Below are 18460 nucleotides of genomic sequence, written 5' to 3'. Positions count from 1 at the left end.
GGCCGTACGACCGACAGGCGGGGCGCTCACTGCCAGTCCGCAGGCCGCTCCACGTGCTCCAGCCGGAGGATCTGGCCGGTGCGGCTGTAGCGGCGGATCTGGGGGAGGGGCGGGTAGTAGGCGTGCACGGAGATCGCGTGGACGTCGGTGGACTCGTTGAGGACCTCGTGGACGTGGTGCTGTCCGAACGAGCGGCCCTTGCCGGCCGGCAGCTGTCGCTCGCGGTCCACGTCCTCGGAGAGTTCGAGGGTCTTCCAGCCGTCGGCGGGCAGCCGGGCGGCGAGGGAGTTCTCCTTGAGCTCTCCGGCGGCGATGGTGAAGGCGCCGACCGACTCGGCGTGGTCGTGCCAGCCGGTGCCGGTGCCGGGCGGCCAGCCGATCAGCCAGGCCTCGCTGCCGCCGGGCCCCTCCAGGCGCACCCAGGTGCGCCCCTCCGGGTCGAGGGGGAGCGAGTCGATCAGCTCGGTGTCGGCGGCGGTGCGCCGTACGAAGTCGAGGAGGTCGGCCTGGGTGGGCGGCGTGACGGAGGACACCGAGGGGAGGGCGGGGGAGACAGACACGGACACCGTCCTGAGAAGAGTTCGCGAGAGCGTGCCGTCGCTCAGACACGGCACGCGGGGAAGTGAAGAGGCGAATTCAGCAGGACGGGCGACACACGCAGCCCGCATAGCGGACGAGGTCCATATGGACCCTCCGCCACAGGCGCACACAGGTGTCGGTCACGATCCGGAGTACACCATGCGAGCCCGGAGCGTTTCAACTCACCGTCACTATGTGGACGCACAGTGACGGTGAGCACATCAACGCGAGCCGGCCCCCGCGCTCGCCTCGGTCTTCGCCGGCGGCCCGCCGAGCGCCGTCTCGGCCGCCGAGTACAGGTCCGCCGGGCGGACTCCGCTCAGCGCCGTGACGAGATGACCGTCCGGCCGTACGAGGAGGACCGTGTGCGGGGCCGCACCCGGGTACTCCTCGGCGACCAGGAGCTCGGCGTGGTGCGGCAGCGCGGTCACCGACGCGGCCAGGCGGGGCATGATCCCGGCGGTCACCCAGTGCTTGCGCTCCCACACTCCGGTGCCCGGCGCGACCAGGACGACCAGCAGCGCGCCGCGGCCCAGGCGCTCGCGCAGCCGTACGAAGGAGCCGTCCTCGGCGGTGACCCGCACATCCGCGACCGCGGACCCCGGCAGGGTGGCGACGGGCACCTCTCCTTCGAGGTGCCGGGGCGCGAGGGGCGAGTCGGCGTACGCCCCCGGCGCGCCGAGCGGGCCGCGCCCCAAGTGACCGTCCGTGAGCAAGGCGTCGTGGCCACGGGCCGAGCCGGGGACGACCGACCGCAGCCCCCCGCCACCACGCAGCAGCGGCAGCGCCTGGTCGGCGGCGCGCAGCCGCCCGGCGACGACCGCACGCCGCTCGGCCTGGTAGCTGTCGAGAAGCGCCTCGTGCGACCCGTGGTGCCAGGCCAGAGCGAGCTTCCACGCAAGGTTGTCGGCGTCCTGGAGGCCCTCGTCGAGGCCCTGCGTGCCGAGCGCCCCGAGGCAGTGCGCCGCGTCCCCGGCGAGAAAGACCCGGCCGGCGCGCCAGCGGCGGGCCAGCCGGTGGTGCACGGTGTGGACTCCGGTGTCGAGGAGTTCGTACGGCGGTGTCGAGCCGCCCGTCCAGCCGGCCAGGGTCTCCCGGACGCGGGCCACCAGGAGCTCGGGGGTGACCAGGTCCTTGCCCGGCGGCAGCAGCCAGTCCAGGCGCCACACGCCCTCGGGAAGCGGGCGGGCGGTGATCTCCCCGGCCGACGGGCCGGACGTCCGCCACGGCGGCATCCGGTGGAGCAACGCCCGGTCCTCCCAGGGGAGTTCCGCGCGCAGGGCGGCGACCGCGTGGCGCTCGACCGCCGTACGGCCCGGGAAGCGGATGTCCTCGAGCTTGCGCACGGTGGAACGCGGGCCGTCGCAGCCGACCAGGTAACTGCCGCGCCACCAGGTGCCCTTGGGGCCGCGGGTGTGGGCGGTGACGCCGGAGGGCTCCTGCTCGATCGTGTCGAGACGGCTCTCGGTGGTGAGCTTGACCAGTCGCTGCTCGGCCAGGGCGGCGCGCAGGGCGCCCGTCAGGACGTGCTGCGCGAGGTGCAGGGGGGCGTCTCCGCCCTCTTCGAAGTCGACCTCGCGCATCACCTGCTTGCGGCGCATCGACCGCCATCCGGCCCAGTGCACGCCGAGCTCGGCGACCGGCACGCCGGTCAGCCGCGACATGAGAGCGGCGGTGTCCTCGTGCAGTACGGCGGTCCGGGCCAGGCGGGGTTCGTCCTTGCCCGGACCCTCGTCGAGGACCACGGAGGGGACCTCCTGACGCGCCAGCGCCAGGGCGAGCGTGAGCCCGACGGGCCCCGCTCCGACGATGATCACCGGGTCCACGGCGCGGCGCCCCCTGCCCGCAGCGGAATGCCGGGAGATGTAGGTGAACAGGAGGTTGGGGCAGGGTGCGCGATCACAGAACGTATGCAACCCATTGCCGGTGCTTGCGTCAAGTGACGGAGGCAGTGGCGATCATGCCACTGCCTCCGTGTCGTCCGGGCGGACGGGTCATGCCACTTGACCGCGCATCAGATCATCGGGGCGGCTTGTCGTTGAAGGTGAATCCGCTCGGGCCGCCGCCCTCGCCGCCGGTGCCGAAGGTGCCGCCCACCGCTGCCGGGTTGACCTCCACCGTGTCCTCGCCGAGGACCGCGCCCGTGCTCTTCTTGCTGCGCCGCAGCCTCCGCTCCAGCCAGCCCGCGAAGCTGGTGAGGAGGAAGTTCAGGATGATGTAGATGATGCCGACGACGATGAAGCTGGGGATGACGTTGGCGTAGTTGGCCGCCAGCGTGCTGCGTGAGTTGAGCAGCTCGGTGAAGCCCAGCATCACGCCGCCCAGCGCGGTGTCCTTCACGATGACGACCAGCTGGCTGACGATGGCCGGCAGCATCGCGGTGACCGCCTGCGGGAGCAGGACGCTGGTCATCGTCTGGCCCTTGCGCAGGCCGACCGCGTAGGCCGCCTCCGTCTGCCCCTTGGGCAGGGAGAGAATGCCCGCGCGGACGATCTCGGCGAGCACCGAGGCGTTGTAGAGCACCAGGCCGGTGACGACGGCGTACAGGGGCCGCTGCTCGCTGCTGATGTCCGTGGAGCGGACGTAGAACTCGTTGGCGAACAGCATCAGGAGCAGCACCGGGATCGCCCGGAAGAACTCGACCACCGTGCCGGCCGCGCCCCGCACCCAGGCGTGGTCGGACATGCGGGCGATGCCGAAGACCGCGCCCAGGGGGAGGGCGATCAGCATGGAGATCGCCGCGGCCTTGAGGGTGTCACCGAGACCGGGCAGCAGGTACGTCGTCCAGGCCGCACTGGTGGTGAAGGGCTCCCAGAGGCTCCACTCCAGCTGGTTCTTGTCGTCCATCTTCTGCCACACCCACCACAGGAGGAGGGCGAGGAGGACGGTGAAGACGACCGACAGGAGAACGTTGCGCCGTTTGGCGCGGGGTCCCGGCGTGTCGTAGAGGACCGAGCTCATCGCTTCACCGCCAGTCGCTTGGCGAGCCAGCCGAGGAGGAGGCCGGTCGGCAGGGTCAGTACCAGGAAGCCGAACGCGAAGACCGCGCCGATGGCGAGCGTCTGGGCTTCGTTCTCGATCATCGTCTTCATCAGGGTGGCGGCCTCGGCCACGCCGATCGCGGCCGCCACGGTGGTGTTCTTGGTCAGCGCGATCAGCACGTTGGCCAGCGGCCCGATGACCGAGCGGAAGGCCTGCGGGAGCACGATGAGACGCAGGGTCTGGGTGAAGTTCAGCCCGATCGCACGGGCCGCCTCGGCCTGGCCGAGCGGCACCGTGTTGATGCCGGAGCGGATCGCCTCGCAGACGAACGCCGCGGTGTAGGCGACGAAACCGAGCACCGCCAGCCGGAAGCCCTGGACGTCGAAGTTGTCCGCCGCGCCCATCGTCACACCGAAGATGTCGGCGAGGCCGAGCGAGGTGAAGACGATGATGACCGTCAGCGGGATGTTCCGGACGATGTTGACGTAGGCGGTGCCGAAGCCGCGCATCAACGGGACCGGGCTGACCCGCATCGCGGCCAGCAGGGTGCCCCAGATCAGGGAGCCGACGGCGGACAGGGCGGTGAGTTTCACCGTCATCCAGAACGCCCCGAGGACGTCATAACCTTCTAGAAAGTCGAACACGATCTCCCGCGCTTCCGGGTGTGTGGCGTGTGTGTGGCGTACGTGGACGGGCGCGGCGCGCCGCCGCCCTGATCGCGGCGGGCGGCGGCGCGCCGGTGAGCCCTCGCGTTACTTGACGATGACGCCGACCTTCGGGGCGGGCTCGTTCTTGTAGCCGGCCGGGCCGAAGTTCTTGTCGACCGCCTTCTGCCAGGAGCCGTCGCTGACCATCTTCTCCAGGGCGGCGTTGACCTTGTTCAGGGTCGCGGTGTCGCCCTTCTTCACGCCGACGCCGTAGTTCTCGTTGCTCAGCTTGAGGCCGGCGAGCTTGAACTGGCCCTTGTACTTGTCCTGGGCCGCGAAGCCCGCGAGGATCGAGTCGTCCGTGGTCACCGCGTCGACGGCGCCGCTCTGGAGGGCGGCGATGCACTCCGAGTAGCCGGCGTTCTGCTTCAGCTGGGCCTTCGGGGCGAAGTCGTCCTTGACGTTCTGCGCCGAGGTCGAGCCGGTCACGGAACACAGCTTCTCGCCGTTGAGGTCCGTGGCCTCGCTGATCTTGGAGTCCTTCTTGACCAGCAGGTCCTGGTGGGCCAGCAGGTACGGGCCGGCGAAGTCGACCTTCTTCTTGCGCTCGTCATTGATCGAGTAGGTGGCCGCGATGAGCTTCACGTCGCCACGGGCGAGCGCGTTCTCACGGTCGGCGCTCTTGGTCTCGACGAACTCGATCTGGTTGGGCTGGTAACCGAGCTGCTTGGCCACGTACGTCGCCACGTCCACGTCGAAGCCGGAGAAGGAACCGTCGGGCTCCTTCAGGCCGAGGCCGGGCTGGTCGTACTTGATACCGATCTTGATCTTGCCCCCGCCGCTGGAACCCGAGCCGGAGCTGTCGTCGTTGCTGTCGCCGCCGCAGGCGGTCGCGGACAGGGCGAGGGCGAGAACGGCGGCCGAGGCGGCGGTGACCTTGCGGAGCTTCATGGTGAACATCCTTTAAGTGGTGAAGAGATGAGGGCCGTCGGTGGTCGATCCGGGTAGCACGTCAGTGGTGCAGGATCTTCGACAGGAAGTCCTTGGCACGGTCGCTGCGCGGATTGCTGAAGAACTGGTCGGGCGCAGCCTCCTCGACGATCCGTCCGTCCGCCATGAACACCACGCGATTTGCAGCCGATCGTGCGAAACCCATTTCGTGCGTGACGACGATCATTGTCATGCCGTCGCGGGCGAGCTGCTGCATGACCTCCAGCACCTCGTTGATCATCTCAGGGTCGAGCGCCGACGTGGGCTCGTCGAAGAGCATGACCTTGGGGTCCATCGCCAGGGCGCGGGCGATGGCGACACGCTGCTGCTGACCGCCGGACAGCTGGGCGGGGTACTTGTCCGCCTGCGTGGCGACGCCGACCCGGTCGAGCAGGGCGCGCGCCTTCTCCTCGGCCTGCTTCTTGTCGGCCTTGCGGACCTTGATCTGGCCCAGCATCACGTTCTCGAGCACGGTCTTGTGCGCGAAGAGGTTGAAGGACTGGAAGACCATTCCGACGTCGGCGCGCAGCCGGGCCAGTTCCTTGCCCTCCTGGGGCAGCGGCTTGCCGTCGATGACGATCGAACCCGTGTCGATCGTCTCCAGGCGGTTGATGGTGCGGCACAGGGTGGACTTCCCGGACCCGGAGGGTCCGATGACCACGACGACCTCGCCGCGGGCGATCGTCAGGTCGATGTCCTGGAGTACGTGCAACGCGCCGAAGTGCTTGTTGACGCTCTTCAGGACGACCAGTTCGCCGGTCGCGGCCACATCTTCCTTGGCCACCGATACTTCGGTCATCGCTCTCTGGCTCCGTCCTCCTCGGTTTCGGAGGACAGTAGTAACCCCACGCGACCAGCGTCATTAGTCTTGAGGGGAATCTGAGCATCACGATCCGATAGCAATCGGACACGTGTCGTAGCACTTGCGACCAGTGCCCATATCGGCCGGGTAACGGAACCGCGGCGCAACCGGAACGCCCTTGACGCCGTCCTCATCCATCAGCATGACTGCACGATGCGCACGCGTGTGTACGTACGCACATTTGTACCTGTTCACTGCACATTCAGATAGTACGTCCGATGAACCAAAGGGGGCCGGGGTGAGACTTCTCCTCGTCGAGGACGACAACCACGTGGCCGCCGCGCTGTCCGCGGTGCTCGCCCGGCACGGTTTCGACGTCACGCACGCCCGTAGCGGCGAGGAGGCACTCCAGGCGCTCGTCCCGGAGGTGGACGGCTTCGGCGTCGTGCTCCTGGACCTCGGACTGCCCGACCAGGACGGCTACGAGGTGTGCGGCAAGATCCGCAAGCGCACCAGCACACCGGTGATCATGGTCACCGCTCGCTCCGACGTGCGCTCCCGCATCCACGGGCTCAACCTCGGCGCCGACGACTACGTGGTCAAGCCGTACGACACCGGGGAGTTGCTCGCCCGCATCCACGCCGTCAGCCGGCGCACCGTCCATGAGGACGCGTCGGGCGGCGGGGATGCCGCGCTGGTCCTCGGCGCCGTGCGCATCGAACTGCCGACCCGTCAGGTCACCGTCGACGGCACGGTCGTCCAGCTCACCCGCAAGGAGTTCGACCTCCTGGCGCTGCTCGCCCAGCGGCCCGGTGTGGTCTTCCGGCGCGAGCAGATCATCAGCGAGGTCTGGCGCACCAGCTGGGAGGGAACAGGTCGCACGCTGGAGGTACATGTGGCGTCCCTGCGCGCGAAGCTGAGGATGCCCGCGCTGATCGAGACGGTACGGGGCGTGGGGTACCGGTTGGTGGCGCCGGGGGTGTGAAGGGGCCCAGTGGGGCCCAGCCGGACTTCGGTGGGGATGCGCCGACGGGACGGTGTGGAGGGATGGCGTGAGCGTGGGGTGCCGCGGGGTGCCGCCTTCGGCCGAGGGACTGCGATGGCATGGAGTGACGGTGGGGGCGCAGACCTGCGGTGATGGCTCGGGGCGTGGGCCCCACGTCTACGGCGAGGCCTCCGGATGAAACCGTGGGGCGAAGAGCTGTGCGAGGCTCGGGGGAGGAATGTGGGTCGGGTGAGGGGCGGTGGCTGTGGGCGCGGGTGAGTGCGGCGAAGCGGGTGCCCGTGTGTGCGGTGGTGGCCGTGAGTCGCGTGATGCGGGGGCCCGGAGTGGTTCGGGTGCAGGTGTCCGGTCGAGCCGGGGGGCGGTGCTCGGCGCAGGAGGCGTCCCGAAGCAGGGGAGTGCCCCCTTCTGCGGGTGTCGTGCCGTCGCCGTGCGCAGGTGCCGCCGGGGTGCGCTCAGCGGTGCTCGCGTGCGTCGGAGCTCGCGACTTCGGTGCGGGTCGTAGGCGGGGCCGTGCGTACACGTCTTCTTCCGCTGCTCATCGTCCTCATGGCCGCCGTACTGATGGCCCTGGGCGTGCCGCTCGCCATCGGTGTCGCCTCCGCCCAGCAACAGAAGGTCGTCGTCGACCGGATCGACGACACCGCGCACTTCGCCGCCCTCGCCCAGTTCGTCACCGACGCCTCCGACGAACGCCTGGAGACACTGGAGAGTGAACTCGCCAGCTACTACAAGGTCTACGGCATTCGTGTCGGTGTCTTCTACGACGGCGATGTGCCCATGGCCACCGCCCCACGCGGATGGTTCCTCCCCCGGGAGGGCGAGGTGCGCGACGCGTTCGGCGAGGCGCTGCTCAGCCGCCGAAGCCAGGACCCCAAGCAGGTCTGGCCCTGGCAGCGGGGCCGGCTGGTCGTGGCCTCGCCGGTGATCCGGGACGGCGACGTCATCGCGGTCGTCGTCACCGACTCGCCCACCGGCCCGATGCGTTCGCGGATCCTGCACGACTGGCTCGTCATCTTCGCGGGCGAACTCGCCGCCATGCTGCTGGCCGTAGGCGCCGCGCTGCGGCTGACCGGCTGGGTGCTCAGGCCCGTGCGGGTCCTCGACGCCACCACCCACGACATCGCCACCGGCCGGCTCAAGTCCCGGGTGGCGGTGGCCGGGGGGCCGCCCGAACTCCGCCGACTGGCACGCTCGTTCAACGAGATGGCGGACAACGTCGAGGACGTGTTGGAGCAACAGCGGGCCTTCGTCGCCGACGCCTCCCACCAGTTGAGGAATCCGCTCGCCGCCCTGCTTCTGCGTATCGAGCTGCTCGCCTTCGAACTTCCCGAGGGGAACACCGAGATCGCCTCCGTGCAGACGGAGGGCAAGCGGCTGGCCCAGGTCCTCGACGACCTCCTCGACCTCGCGCTCGCCGAGCACACCGAGGCGGACCTCGGAATCACCGACATCGGGGAGCTCACCTCCGAACGGGTCGCCGCCTGGACCCCCACCGCCGAGGCCAAGGGAGTGCTGCTGGTGGGGAGTTGTCCGCCCACCACCGCCTGGGCCGACCCCGTCACCCTCTCCAGCGCCCTCGACGCGGTCATCGACAACGCGATCAAGTTCACCCCCAAGGACGAGACCGTCGCGGTCACGGTCGCCGCGGACGGGGACACCTCGACGGTCGTCGTCGCCGACCGCGGACCCGGGCTCACCGACGAGGAACTCGTGCGTGTCGGCGACCGGTTCTGGCGCAGCGGACGGCATCAGAACATCAAGGGCTCCGGTCTCGGGCTGTCCATCTCGCGGGCGCTGCTGGCTGCCGGCGGCGGAGCGATCTCGTACGGACACCATGAGCCGCACGGGCTGGTGGTGACCGTCTCCGTGCCCCGTAGTCGTCCTACGGTTTGACCGAGCGGTAGTAGCGGCGGGCGCCCTCGTGGAGGGGGACCGGATCGGTGTAGATCGCCGTACGTACGTCGACCAGCTGTGCGGAGTGGACGTCGTGGCCGATGCCGTCCCTGCTCTTGATCACGGTCCGGGTGAGCCACTCCGTGAGCTCGGGGTCCATGTCCTTGCGGGTGATCAGCAGGTTGGACACGGCCATCGTCGGGACGGTCCTGTTGTTCTGGACGGACGGGTACGCCGACGCCGGCATGTTGGTGGCGCGGTAGTAGCGGGTGGGCTCGCCCCCGGCGTGCAGCTTCGCCACGAGGGACGGTTGGATCGGGACGAAGCGGAACGCGGAGCGTTCGGCCAGCTGCTTCAGGCCGTCGGTGGGCAGGCCGCCGGACCAGAAGAACGCGTCCAGGCCGTGGCCGAGGAGCTTGGGGCCGGTGTCGATGCCCGCGGCCCTGGGCCGGATGTCCTTGTCCGGGTCGATGCCGGCGGCGTTGAGCACACGGTCCGCTATCAGTCGTACGCCGGAGTTGGGGACGCCGATGGAGACGCGCTTGCCCTTCAGGTCGGCCAGGGTGCGGATGTCCGAGTCGGCCGGGACGACGAGCTGTACGTAGTCGTCGTAGAGGCGGGCCACGCCGCGGAGCTGGTCGGCGCCCGGGTCGCCGTTCTGCTGGTAGGTCTCCACCGCGTCGGCCGCGGCGATGGCGAAGTCGGCCTTTCCGGTGGCCACGAGTCTGACGTTCTCCTGGGAGCCGGCGCTGGTCTCCAGCTTCACCTTCAGGTCCGGCATGTCCTTGCGGATCTCCTTGCGGAGGAGGCCGCCGTACTTCTGGTAGACGCCTTGCTTCGTGCCCGTGCTGAAGGTGATCGTGCCGGCCGGAGGGGTCTCGCCCAGCGGGAGCAGCCACCACAGGAGCAGGCCGAGGGCCACGATCGTGGCGGCCGCGGTCTGGAGCGCCTGGCGGCGGCCGAGGCGGGGGAACGGCTTGGGCATGCCGGTGATTTTGTCAGGGGGATGGAGGGCTGACCAGTGCCTCCGGCGGTTGGGCGGGGGTGCCTGCGGCGCCTGCTTCGGTTGGGTGGGGGTGGGTGTTGTGCGCAGTTCCCCGCGCCCCTGGGTGCCTGCGGCGGCCCGTTTCGGCTTCGGTGGGGGCGGGTGTAGCGCGTGGGGGTGTGTTGTGGGTCGGGGCCGGGGGGGGGGGTGTCCGTCCTCGGTCCGGTGGTTGCTGTGTCTTGGGTGGTGCCCGGTATCGGACGCCGGCCGCTGCGGGCGGACACCCCCCACCCCGTCCCCCTGGCGCCGTACGCGGCTACCGGTCCGTCGTGGCGAGCGGTCCGCCGGGGCGGGCGGGGTGACGCGGGCGACTGCAGCTCCCCAGGGGCGCAGCCCCCACGGTCCCGCAGGCGCCCGACAACCCCGCCCGGCGCCCGCTCAGGCGCCGTCCCGCCCCACCGACGCCTCCGCCACCCGCGAGCCGCTGTCCGTCGTCGTCGGGGACTCGCGGCGCGTCGTCAGTCGTGTCGCCAGGGGCTCCGTGTAGCGGGCCGTGAGGGGGCCGACAATGACCAGGATGAGGACGTAGGCCGTGGCCAGGGGGCCCAGGGAGGGTTCTATGCCGGCCGAGACCGCCAGGCCCGCGATGACGATCGAGAACTCGCCGCGGGCCACCAGGGCGCCGCCCGTGCGCCAGCGGCCCTTGGAGGAGATTCCGGCTCGGCGGGCCGCCCAGTAGCCGGTGGCGATCTTGGTTGCCGCGGTGACCAGGGCCAGGGCCAGCGCGGGGAGCAGGACCGGGGGGATGCTCGCCGGGTCCGTGTGGAGGCCGAAGAAGACGAAGAAGACCGCGGCGAAGAGGTCCCTCAGGGGGCTCAGGAGGGTGTGGGCGCCCTCCGCCACCTCACCCGAGAGGGCGATGCCCACGAGGAACGCGCCCACCGCTGCCGAGACCTGGAGTTGCTGTGCCACGCCCGCCACCAGGATCGTCAGGCCCAGGACCACCAGCAGGAGCTTCTCCGGGTCGTCGCTCGAGACGAAGCGGGAGATCAGGCGGCCGTAGCGGACCGCCACGAACAGGACCAGGCCGGCCGCCCCGAGCGCGATGGCCAGCGTCAGGCTTCCGGCCAGCAGGCCCGCTCCGGCGACGAGGGCGGTGACGATGGGCAGGTACACCGCCATCGCCAGGTCCTCCAGGACCAGGACGCTCAGGATGACCGGGGTCTCCCTGTTGCCGACCCTGCCCAGGTCGCCCAGGACCTTCGCTATGACGCCGGAGGAGGAGATCCAGGTGACGCCCGCCAGGACCACCGCCGCCACCGGGCCCCAGCCCAGCAGGAGCGCGGCTGCCGCTCCCGGGAGGGCGTTGAGGGCGCCGTCGACCAGGCCGGAGGGGTAGTGGGCCTTGAGGTTGGTGACCAGGTCGCCGGCCGAGTACTCCAGGCCGAGCATCAGGAGCAGGAGGATGACGCCGATCTCGGCGCCTATCGACACGAACTCCTCACTCGCGCCCAGCGGGAGCAGGCCGCCCTCGCCGAAGGCCAGGCCGGCCAGAAGGTAGAGGGGGATGGGCGAGAGGCGGAAACGGGCGGCGAAACGGCCGAGGAGACCCAGGCCGAGGATGATCGAGCCGAACTCGATCAGCAGGACCGCGGAGTGCACGTGTTCACTCCCGCCCGAGGATCGCCGCGGCGGCGTCCACGCCCTCGCGGGTGCCCACGACGATGAGGATGTCGCCGCCCGCCAGGCGGAAGTCCGGCGTGGGGGACGGGATCGCCTCGGCCCGGCGCAGGGCCGCCACGACGGACGCGCCGGTGTCCGTGCGCATCTTCGTGTCGCCCAGGACCCGGCCGTTCCAGCGGGAGCCGGCCGCCACCTCGATGCGCTCGGCCACCAGGCCCAGGTCGGTGGTGTACAGGAGGCTCGGGCTGTGGTGAGAGGGCTTCAGCGCGTCGATCAGGGCGCCCGCCTCGGAGCCGGTCAGGCGCAGCGACTGGGCGCAGGAGTCGGGGTCGTCGGCCCGGTACACGCTCACGGTACGGGCACCGTCGCGGTGCGCCACCACGGAGAGATGGCGGTCCTCGCGGGTCATGAGGTCGTACTGGACCCCGATCCCCGGCAGCGGCGTCGCCCTCAGGCGTGGTGCAGACACGTTTCTTCCCCTTGTGGTTCGTGTGATCACGGTGCCGGGTTCGCATGCTGCCAGGTCCCCGTACGGTGGCGATATGGGTGACGTGACGGATATACGCGAGCGGCGGGGCCCGGCGAGACTGGCTCCTCGAGCGTCGTACGAGAGGAGCGAGGGCAGGACCGTGTCGCTGTTCTGGCGGATCTTCTCGCTCAACGCCGCGGGCCTCGTCGTCGCCGCCGCGCTGCTGCTGGGGCCGGTCACCGTGTCGACGCCCGTCCGGCAGGGGGAGGCCGTGGTGGTCCTCGGGGGACTCGCTCTGTTGCTGGCCGCCAACGCTGTCGTGCTGCGGGTCGGGCTCATCCCGCTCCAGCGGCTGGGACGGGCCATGGCAGCCGCCGATCTGCTGCGTCCCGGGGTGCGTGCGCCCGTCTCCGGTCCTTCCGAGACGGCCGCGCTGATCACGACGTACAACACCATGCTCGACCGGTTGGAGGCCGAGCGGGCGACCGGCGCGGCCCACGCGCTCTCCGCGCAGGAGAGGGAGCGGCATCGCATCGCGCGTGAGCTTCACGACGAGGTCGGGCAGACGCTGACCGCCGTTCTGCTCCAGCTGAAGCGAGTCGCCGACCGGGCACCGGAGGAGTTGCGGGAGGACGTGGGACAGGCGCAGGAGGCCACTCGGGCCGGTCTGGACGAGATCCGCCGGATCGCGCGCCGACTGCGGCCCGGGGTACTGGAGGAGCTCGGGCTGCCGAGTGCGCTGCGGTCCCTGGCGGCCGAGTTCACCACGCACGGACTGACCGTGCGCCATCACGTCGGGGGCGATCTGCCCCGGCTGACCGAGGAGTCGGAACTGGTCGTCTACCGGGTGGCCCAGGAGGGTCTGACCAACACCGCGCGGCACTCCGCCGCCGACCGGGCCGAGGTGCGGCTCCAGCCCGTCGCCGGTGGTGTCGAACTCCTCGTGCGCGACAACGGCAGCGGGCTGGGCGGGGCGGTCGAGGGAGCCGGGATACAGGGCATGCGGGAGCGGGCGCTGCTGGTGGGAGCGGTGTTCTCGGTGGCGCCGGGGCCCGGCCGGGGAACGGACGTGCGCTTGCGGATACCGGTCGCGGCGGGGGTGCGCTGATGTCCGGGCCGACCCGTGTGCTGCTCGCCGACGACCACACTCTCGTACGGCGGGGGGTGCGGCTGATTCTCGAGGGGGAGCCGGACCTCACGGTCGTGGCCGAGGCGGGCGACGGCGCGGAGGCGGTGGAGCTGGCCCGCGCGCGCGAGGTCGATCTCGCCGTACTGGACATCGCCATGCCACGGATGACCGGGCTCCAGGCGGCTCGCGAGCTGTCCCGGCGGCTGCCGGACCTGCGGATCCTGATTCTGACGATGTACGACAACGAGCAGTACTTCTTCGAGGCCCTCAGGGCCGGGGCGAGCGGATACGTCCTCAAGTCCGTCGCCGACCGCGATCTCGTCGAGGCGTGCCGGGCCGCCGTGCGCGACGAGTCCTTCGTCTACCCCGGGGCCGAGCGGGCCCTGGTCCGCTCCTACCTCGACCGGCTGCACCGCGGCGACGACCTGCCCGCGCGGGCCGTCACCGAGCGCGAGGAGGAGATCCTCAAGCTCGTCGCCGAGGGACACACCACGAAGGAGATCGGCGAGCTGCTGTTCATCAGCGCGAAGACGGTCGAGCGGCACCGGGCGAATCTGCTGCACAAGCTGGGGATGCGGGACCGGCTGGAGCTGACCCGGTATGCGATACGGGCGGGGCTCATCGACCCCTGAGGCGGGACTGCGGCTGTGCGGCCCGACGCCGCCGCACGACATACGCACCCGCGAGCCCGACCCCGCCGAGTGCCAGGGCCACCCCGATCGCCCGCTCGAAGCCGGCCGGGCCCACACTGCCACCGGACCCGCCCTGGACACCGAGCGTCGGAAGAGCCGTGGTCGGAAGCGGCGTCGCCACGCTCACGGCCTCGGTGTCCCTTCGGGGCAGCACCTCACAGGCGATGCCGTCGTCCCGTCCCCGGTCCTCGTCGAGCCGGTTCGGGTCGGTGGGGTCGAGGTCGAACACCGCCTGCGCGTCCTCCTGGAAGCGGAAGTCGGCGCAGTCCAGGTCGCCTTGAGCGTGTGCGACACCGGTCAGCGGTCCCGCGGCGGCCAGGACCGCCACCGCTGCGCCGGTGAGTGTGGTGCGTATTCCCATGGGTCGTGCCTTTCGGGTGGGGCCTGAAGAGCCGTCACCGCGACCCTAGGGACGCGCCCCGGCGCCCGGCCCGTTGTGCTGGGCCGAACGGGCATCCGTCGTCACAGGAGTGCGTCCCAGTCCTCGTCGAAGTCCGCGGGGTTCAGGAGGAGCACGTCCGACGGCAGGTCCGGGCCCCGCAGGGACTGTTCCGTCCAGATGCACTTGCCCGTGGGGGTGTAGCGGGCGCCCCAGCGGGTGGAGAGGGCCGAGATGAGCTGCAGACCCCGGCCGCCCTCGTCGGTCTCCGTGGCCCGGCGGATACGGGGCATGGTCTGGCTGCCGTCGTAGACCTCGCAGATCAGCTCGGTGGTGTGCAGGAGGCGCAGCCGGACGGGACCGCGGGCGTGCCGGACGACATTGCCGACCAGTTCGCTGACCAGGAGCTCCGTGGTGGGGGACAGGTCGTCCAGGTCCCAGGCCGCGAGCTGTTCGCGGATGTGGCGGCGGGCCTGGCTCGCCGCCTTAGGGTCCTCGGGCAGGGACCAGCCGGCCATCCGGTCGGCCGGCAGCGCGTGCAGGCGGGCCACCAGGAACGCCGCGTCGTCGGCCGCCTGCTGGTCCGTCGGCAGGAGCCCGGCCGTCAACATGTCGCACAGGCGTTCAAGGTCTACGGCGGTCCCGTCGGCGTGGGCGGCGCCGAGCAGCCGCGCCAGCTCCGCCATGCCCTCGTCGATCTCCCGCTTCGCCGATTCCACCAGCCCGTCGGTGTACAGCACGAGCAGACTGCCCTCCGGCACCTCCAGCTCGGCCGTCTCGAACGGCGGCTTGGCGGCTCCCAGCGGGGGATCGGCGTCCGGCTCGGGGAAGTGCACGGTTCCGTCGGGCCGTACGAGAGCCGGCGGTGGATGGCCGGCCCGGGCGATGGAGCAGACCCGGGTCGTCGGGTCGTAGAGCGCGTACAGACAGGTGGCGTACGACGCCTCGCCCATGCCGCCCACGATGTCGTTGAGGTGGCCGAGGATCTCGCCGGGCGGCAGCTCCAGGTCGGCCAGGGTGTGCACCGCGGTGCGCAGCCGGCCCATGGTGGCCGCCTCCGGCAGACCGTGGCCCATCACGTCGCCGACGACCAGCGCGACCTGTCCGCCGGACAGCGGGATGAGGTCGTACCAGTCGCCGCCCACGTCCGCGCCCGGTCCGGCCGGCAGATAGCGTGCGGCCGCCGTGCACGCGGGCAGGTCGGGCAGCGCCTGGGGGAGCAGACTGCGCTGGAGTTCCCGGGACCGGGTGTGCTCGGCGTCGTAGAGACGGGCCCGCTCCAGGGACTGGGCGACGAGGGCGGTGATCGTGGTGAGCAGGGCGCGTTCCTCGTCGTCGAGCAGCCGCGGCCGGTCGAAGGAGACCACGCACACCCCGAAGGTGTGCCCGGACGCCGTCAGCGGCAGGAAGGCCCAGGACTTCTTCTCGCCGCGGGCGGGGAAGCCGGCCAGTTCGGGATAGCGGGCGGCGTATTCGTGGGCCGAGGACATGAACAGCGGGAGGCCGGACGCGATCGTGTCCCAGGCCGGATCGCCGGTCGCCGCCCGGGAGCGGCTGTCGAGGAGGGTCACGAAGTCCTGCGGGTAGCCGACCGCACCGACGTGGTGGAGCCGGTCGCCCTCGCTGACCTGGACCATCAGCCCGGAGGCGGCGAAAGGCGGAAGTACCCGGCGGGCGACCGCGTCCACCACGTCCCGTGAGGTCGTCGCCTTGGCGAGCTCCGTGGTCAGCTCGGCGATCCGCACCGCCCGCTCGGCCGTGGCCCGTTCCGTCGCCTGCCGCTCCTCCGCCAACCGGCGCTTCTCCGTGACGTCCTGGAAGTAGAGGGTGCGGCCGTCGGGCCCCGGCACCAGCCGCACATGCACCCGCCGCCGGCAGTCCGCGAGGTACACGTCGAACCCGGCGGGCTTCTCCTGGGCCCCGGCCTCCAGACAGCTCTCCTTCAGGCCCGGGACCTGCCGGGTGGCGGGCAGGTCCCACAGCAGGCGACCGAACAGCTCCTCCTCCGAGAAGCCGAGGAAGCGTTCCGCCTCCAGGTTGGCGAAGGTGATCCGCCACTCGTCGTCCACTGCGAGGAAGCCGTCGCTCATGTGTCTCAGGGCCCGGCCGAGGGCGTCGCGCGCGGTGCGCGACTCGTTGCTCTCCCAGCCCACCCCGATCATCCGGAGGGGCTCGCCCTGCTCGTCGTAGGTGGCCCGGCCGCGGGCCTGTGTCCAGCCCCAGGTGCCGTCCAGGCGCCGTACGCGGTACTCGGCCTCGTAGACGCTGTGGTCGAGGATGGCCTGCTGCGCCGCCGCCAGCGTGGGTGCCAGATCGTCGGGGTGGACGATCCGCATCCAGTTGTCGATCCGGCCGGTGAAGTCGGTCGGGCGGGTGCCGTACAACGCCAGGGCGGCCTCGTCCCAGATCAGGTCACCGTTGCGGATGTCCCAGTCCCACGAGCCGACCTGGACCTCCTTCAGGGCCTGCCGGAGCCGTTCGCCGCCCAGTTCCGTCTGGGAGGGGCCGGACGGCGGTGGTGCCTGGGCCATGCGGTCCTCGGTCCAGGCGACGACGTCCCGCAGGAAGTCCCAGTGCCGCGGAGTGGGTTCGCCCCGGTCGCCGGCCAGGACGGTCAGCGCGCCGATGCTGCGCCGGCCGCTGAACACCGGGAGGGCGGCGAGGCCGGTGCCGGGCCAGGGAACCTCGTCCTGCGCGTCCTGGGACAGCGGCACCCACACGCCCTCGCCCTGCTGGAGCGCGCGGGCCGGGGCCAGGGGGCCCTCCTGGTCGACGATTTCCCAGGAGCGGGTGAGGGCGGGCGGCAGACCGACGGACGACACCAGGCGCAGCGCGGACATCGGGCCGCGCAGGTGCATGGCCCCGCCGAGCGCGCTCAGCTCGCCGACCGCATGCCCTAGCGCCAGCCGGAAGACCTCGCTCTCCGTCGCACCAGGGGTGACCGTGCCGAGAAGAGCGAGCCGCGCGTTCATGGAGGGAACTTATCGTTCCCGTTTCCGTTCGAAACCTGCTTCACCGTTTCCGACGCGCTGTTTCCCGCCCTTCCCTCACCTCAACTGCCCATACTTCACAGGAAGTTGCCGAAACACCGGCCGTGTACCGTGCCGTCGGAGCGGGCAGTCTCCGATCATGAGGAGCGGCATGGACATCGGTGTCTTCATCCCCATCGGCAACAACGGCTGGCTCATCTCCAAGAGTGCCCCGCAGTACATGCCGAGCTTCGAGCTCAACAAGACGGTCGTGCAGAAGGCCGAGGAGCACGGGTTCGACTTCGCCCTGTCCATGATCAAACTCAAGGGCTTCGGCGGCGAGACCGAGTTCTGGGACCACTGCCTGGAGTCGTTCACACTGATGGCGGGCCTGGCCGCGGTCACCGAGCGGATCAAGCTGTACGCCTCCACGCCGATCCTCGCCCTGCCGCCGGCGATCGTCGCCCGCATGGCGGTCACGGTCGACTCCATCGCCCCCGGGCGGTTCGGCGTCAACATCGTCACCGGCTGGGCGCCCGGAGAGTACGCGCAGATGGGCGTGTGGCCCGGCGACGAGCACTTCGGCAACCGGTACGCGCGGGCCGTGGAGTACGTGACGGTGATGAAGGAGCTGTGGAGCCAGGGCGTCAGCAACTTCAAGGGCGAGTTCTACGAGATGGACGACTGCGTGCTCTCGCCGCGGCCCACGGACGGGCACATCGACATCGTGGCCGCCGGGCAGAGCGGCACGGGCATGCGGTTCGCCGCCGGGCACGCCGACTACAACTTCATCCTGGGCAGCGGGGTGAACACACCGCTGGCCTTCTCGGACAGCGCGGCCACGCTGGTGGAGGCGGCGCGGGAGACCGGCCGTGACGTCGGCGCCCTGTCCCTGTTCATGGTCATCGCCGACGAGACCGACGAGGCCGCCCGCGCGAAGTGGCAGGACTACCACGAGGGCGCCGACCACGCGGCGCTCGCCTACATGGCGGGGGAGTCGGCCACCGACACCAGCGCCGACGACTCCTCCACGGCCCGCACCATCGTGCTGCCCGAGGGCGCCGTGAACTTCAACATGGGGACGCTCGTCGGGTCGTACGAGAGTGTCGCGCGCATGCTCGACGAGATCGCCGGGGTCGAGGGGACCAAGGGGATCATGCTGGTCTTCGACGACTTCCTCGAGGGCATCGAGAGGTTCGGGACGCGGATCCAGCCGTTGATGCGGTCGCGGGACGGGCGGACATGACAAGAGGCC

The 18460-nt window shown here is 70.8% G+C and carries 17 protein-coding genes; 5 read left to right on the top strand and 12 right to left on the bottom strand.

All coding sequences use genetic code 11. From position 1 onward, the window contains the following. Window positions 1-26: 26 nt before the first annotated feature. From OG841_RS13415 to OG841_RS13385, 7 genes are all read right to left on the bottom strand, one after another. Window positions 27-560 (bottom strand): cysteine dioxygenase, encoded by a 534-nt coding sequence (locus OG841_RS13415; RefSeq protein WP_328641265.1) that lies wholly within the window; start codon window positions 558-560, stop codon window positions 27-29. 76 nt (window positions 561-636) lie between these two features. Further along, a complete protein-coding gene (locus OG841_RS13410; protein WP_309506048.1) occupies window positions 637-684 on the bottom strand; it encodes a hypothetical protein in 48 nt (15 codons plus the stop codon). Between the two features lie 116 nt (window positions 685-800). After that, window positions 801-2405 carry an FAD-dependent monooxygenase gene (locus OG841_RS13405; protein WP_371565369.1) on the bottom strand — a complete coding sequence of 535 codons (1605 nt, stop codon included), beginning with the start codon at window positions 2403-2405 and terminating at the stop codon, window positions 801-803. A gap of 193 nt (window positions 2406-2598) precedes the next feature. Continuing rightward, window positions 2599-3540, bottom strand: coding sequence for an amino acid ABC transporter permease (locus tag OG841_RS13400; protein ID WP_328641267.1), 942 nt, complete (start codon window positions 3538-3540; stop codon window positions 2599-2601). After that, the gene (locus tag OG841_RS13395; protein WP_365115724.1) at window positions 3537-4205 is read right to left on the bottom strand and encodes an amino acid ABC transporter permease; all 669 of its coding nucleotides are present in this window, start codon (window positions 4203-4205) and stop codon (window positions 3537-3539) included. Before OG841_RS13395 ends, OG841_RS13400 begins: the two co-directional genes overlap by 4 nt. Window positions 4206-4313: 108 nt before the next feature. After that, window positions 4314-5159, bottom strand: coding sequence for a glutamate ABC transporter substrate-binding protein (locus OG841_RS13390; protein WP_328641269.1), 846 nt, complete (start codon window positions 5157-5159; stop codon window positions 4314-4316). 61 nt (window positions 5160-5220) lie between these two features. After that, window positions 5221-5997 carry an amino acid ABC transporter ATP-binding protein gene (locus OG841_RS13385; RefSeq protein ID WP_164420640.1) on the bottom strand — a complete coding sequence of 259 codons (777 nt, stop codon included), beginning with the start codon at window positions 5995-5997 and terminating at the stop codon, window positions 5221-5223. A gap of 301 nt (window positions 5998-6298) precedes the next feature. Here OG841_RS13385 and OG841_RS13380 point away from each other — a divergent pair, with 301 nt between their 5' ends. Both OG841_RS13380 and OG841_RS13375 read left to right on the top strand, forming a co-directional pair. Then, the gene (locus tag OG841_RS13380) at window positions 6299-6985 is read left to right on the top strand and encodes a response regulator transcription factor (protein WP_311720823.1); all 687 of its coding nucleotides are present in this window, start codon (window positions 6299-6301) and stop codon (window positions 6983-6985) included. Between the two features lie 531 nt (window positions 6986-7516). Continuing rightward, a complete protein-coding gene (locus OG841_RS13375; RefSeq protein WP_371565365.1) occupies window positions 7517-8899 on the top strand; it encodes a sensor histidine kinase in 1383 nt (460 codons plus the stop codon). Here OG841_RS13375 and OG841_RS13370 read toward each other — a convergent pair. The 3 genes from OG841_RS13370 to OG841_RS13360 form a co-directional block, all read right to left on the bottom strand. Then, entirely contained in the window at window positions 8889-9884 is a 996-nt protein-coding gene (locus OG841_RS13370) for a TAXI family TRAP transporter solute-binding subunit (RefSeq protein ID WP_328641271.1), read from the bottom strand. The two genes, OG841_RS13375 and OG841_RS13370, sit on opposite strands and share 11 nt — an antisense overlap. Window positions 9885-10322: 438 nt before the next feature. After that, complete coding sequence (locus OG841_RS13365; RefSeq protein ID WP_328641272.1) at window positions 10323-11546, bottom strand: cation:proton antiporter; 1224 nt, start codon at window positions 11544-11546, stop codon at window positions 10323-10325. A 4-nt stretch (window positions 11547-11550) separates the two neighbouring features. Then, window positions 11551-12036: a cation:proton antiporter regulatory subunit gene (locus tag OG841_RS13360; protein ID WP_328641273.1), complete on the bottom strand. Its 486-nt coding sequence runs from the start codon at window positions 12034-12036 to the stop codon at window positions 11551-11553. Window positions 12037-12196: 160 nt separating this feature from the next. On the opposite strand from OG841_RS13360, the gene OG841_RS13355 reads away from it, so the two are divergent. Beyond that, window positions 12197-13144, top strand: a complete 948-nt coding sequence (locus OG841_RS13355; protein WP_328641274.1) for a HAMP domain-containing sensor histidine kinase — start codon at window positions 12197-12199, stop codon at window positions 13142-13144. After that, window positions 13144-13797 carry a response regulator transcription factor gene (locus OG841_RS13350; RefSeq protein ID WP_328641275.1) on the top strand — a complete coding sequence of 218 codons (654 nt, stop codon included), beginning with the start codon at window positions 13144-13146 and terminating at the stop codon, window positions 13795-13797. The genes OG841_RS13355 and OG841_RS13350 overlap by 1 nt, the downstream gene beginning before the upstream one ends. Here the strand turns inward: OG841_RS13350 and OG841_RS13345 are convergent. Then, window positions 13784-14218 carry a hypothetical protein gene (locus tag OG841_RS13345; RefSeq protein WP_328641276.1) on the bottom strand — a complete coding sequence of 145 codons (435 nt, stop codon included), beginning with the start codon at window positions 14216-14218 and terminating at the stop codon, window positions 13784-13786. The genes OG841_RS13350 and OG841_RS13345 overlap by 14 nt on opposite strands. Before the next feature lie 101 nt (window positions 14219-14319). Next, entirely contained in the window at window positions 14320-17208 is a 2889-nt protein-coding gene (locus OG841_RS13340) for a SpoIIE family protein phosphatase (RefSeq protein ID WP_328641277.1), read from the bottom strand. Window positions 17209-17377: 169 nt separating this feature from the next. Here OG841_RS13340 and rutA point away from each other — a divergent pair, with 169 nt between their 5' ends. Further along, a complete protein-coding gene (rutA, locus tag OG841_RS13335) occupies window positions 17378-18451 on the top strand; it encodes a pyrimidine utilization protein A (protein ID WP_328641278.1) in 1074 nt (357 codons plus the stop codon). Window positions 18452-18460: the final 9 nt, after the last annotated feature.

The sequence above is a fragment of the Streptomyces canus genome (genome assembly GCF_041435015.1).
Classification (GTDB): Bacteria; Actinomycetota; Actinomycetes; order Streptomycetales; family Streptomycetaceae; genus Streptomyces; species Streptomyces canus_G.
The sequence above is the reverse complement of the archived record's forward strand: the minus strand, read 5'-3'. Positions and strand labels throughout refer to the sequence as shown.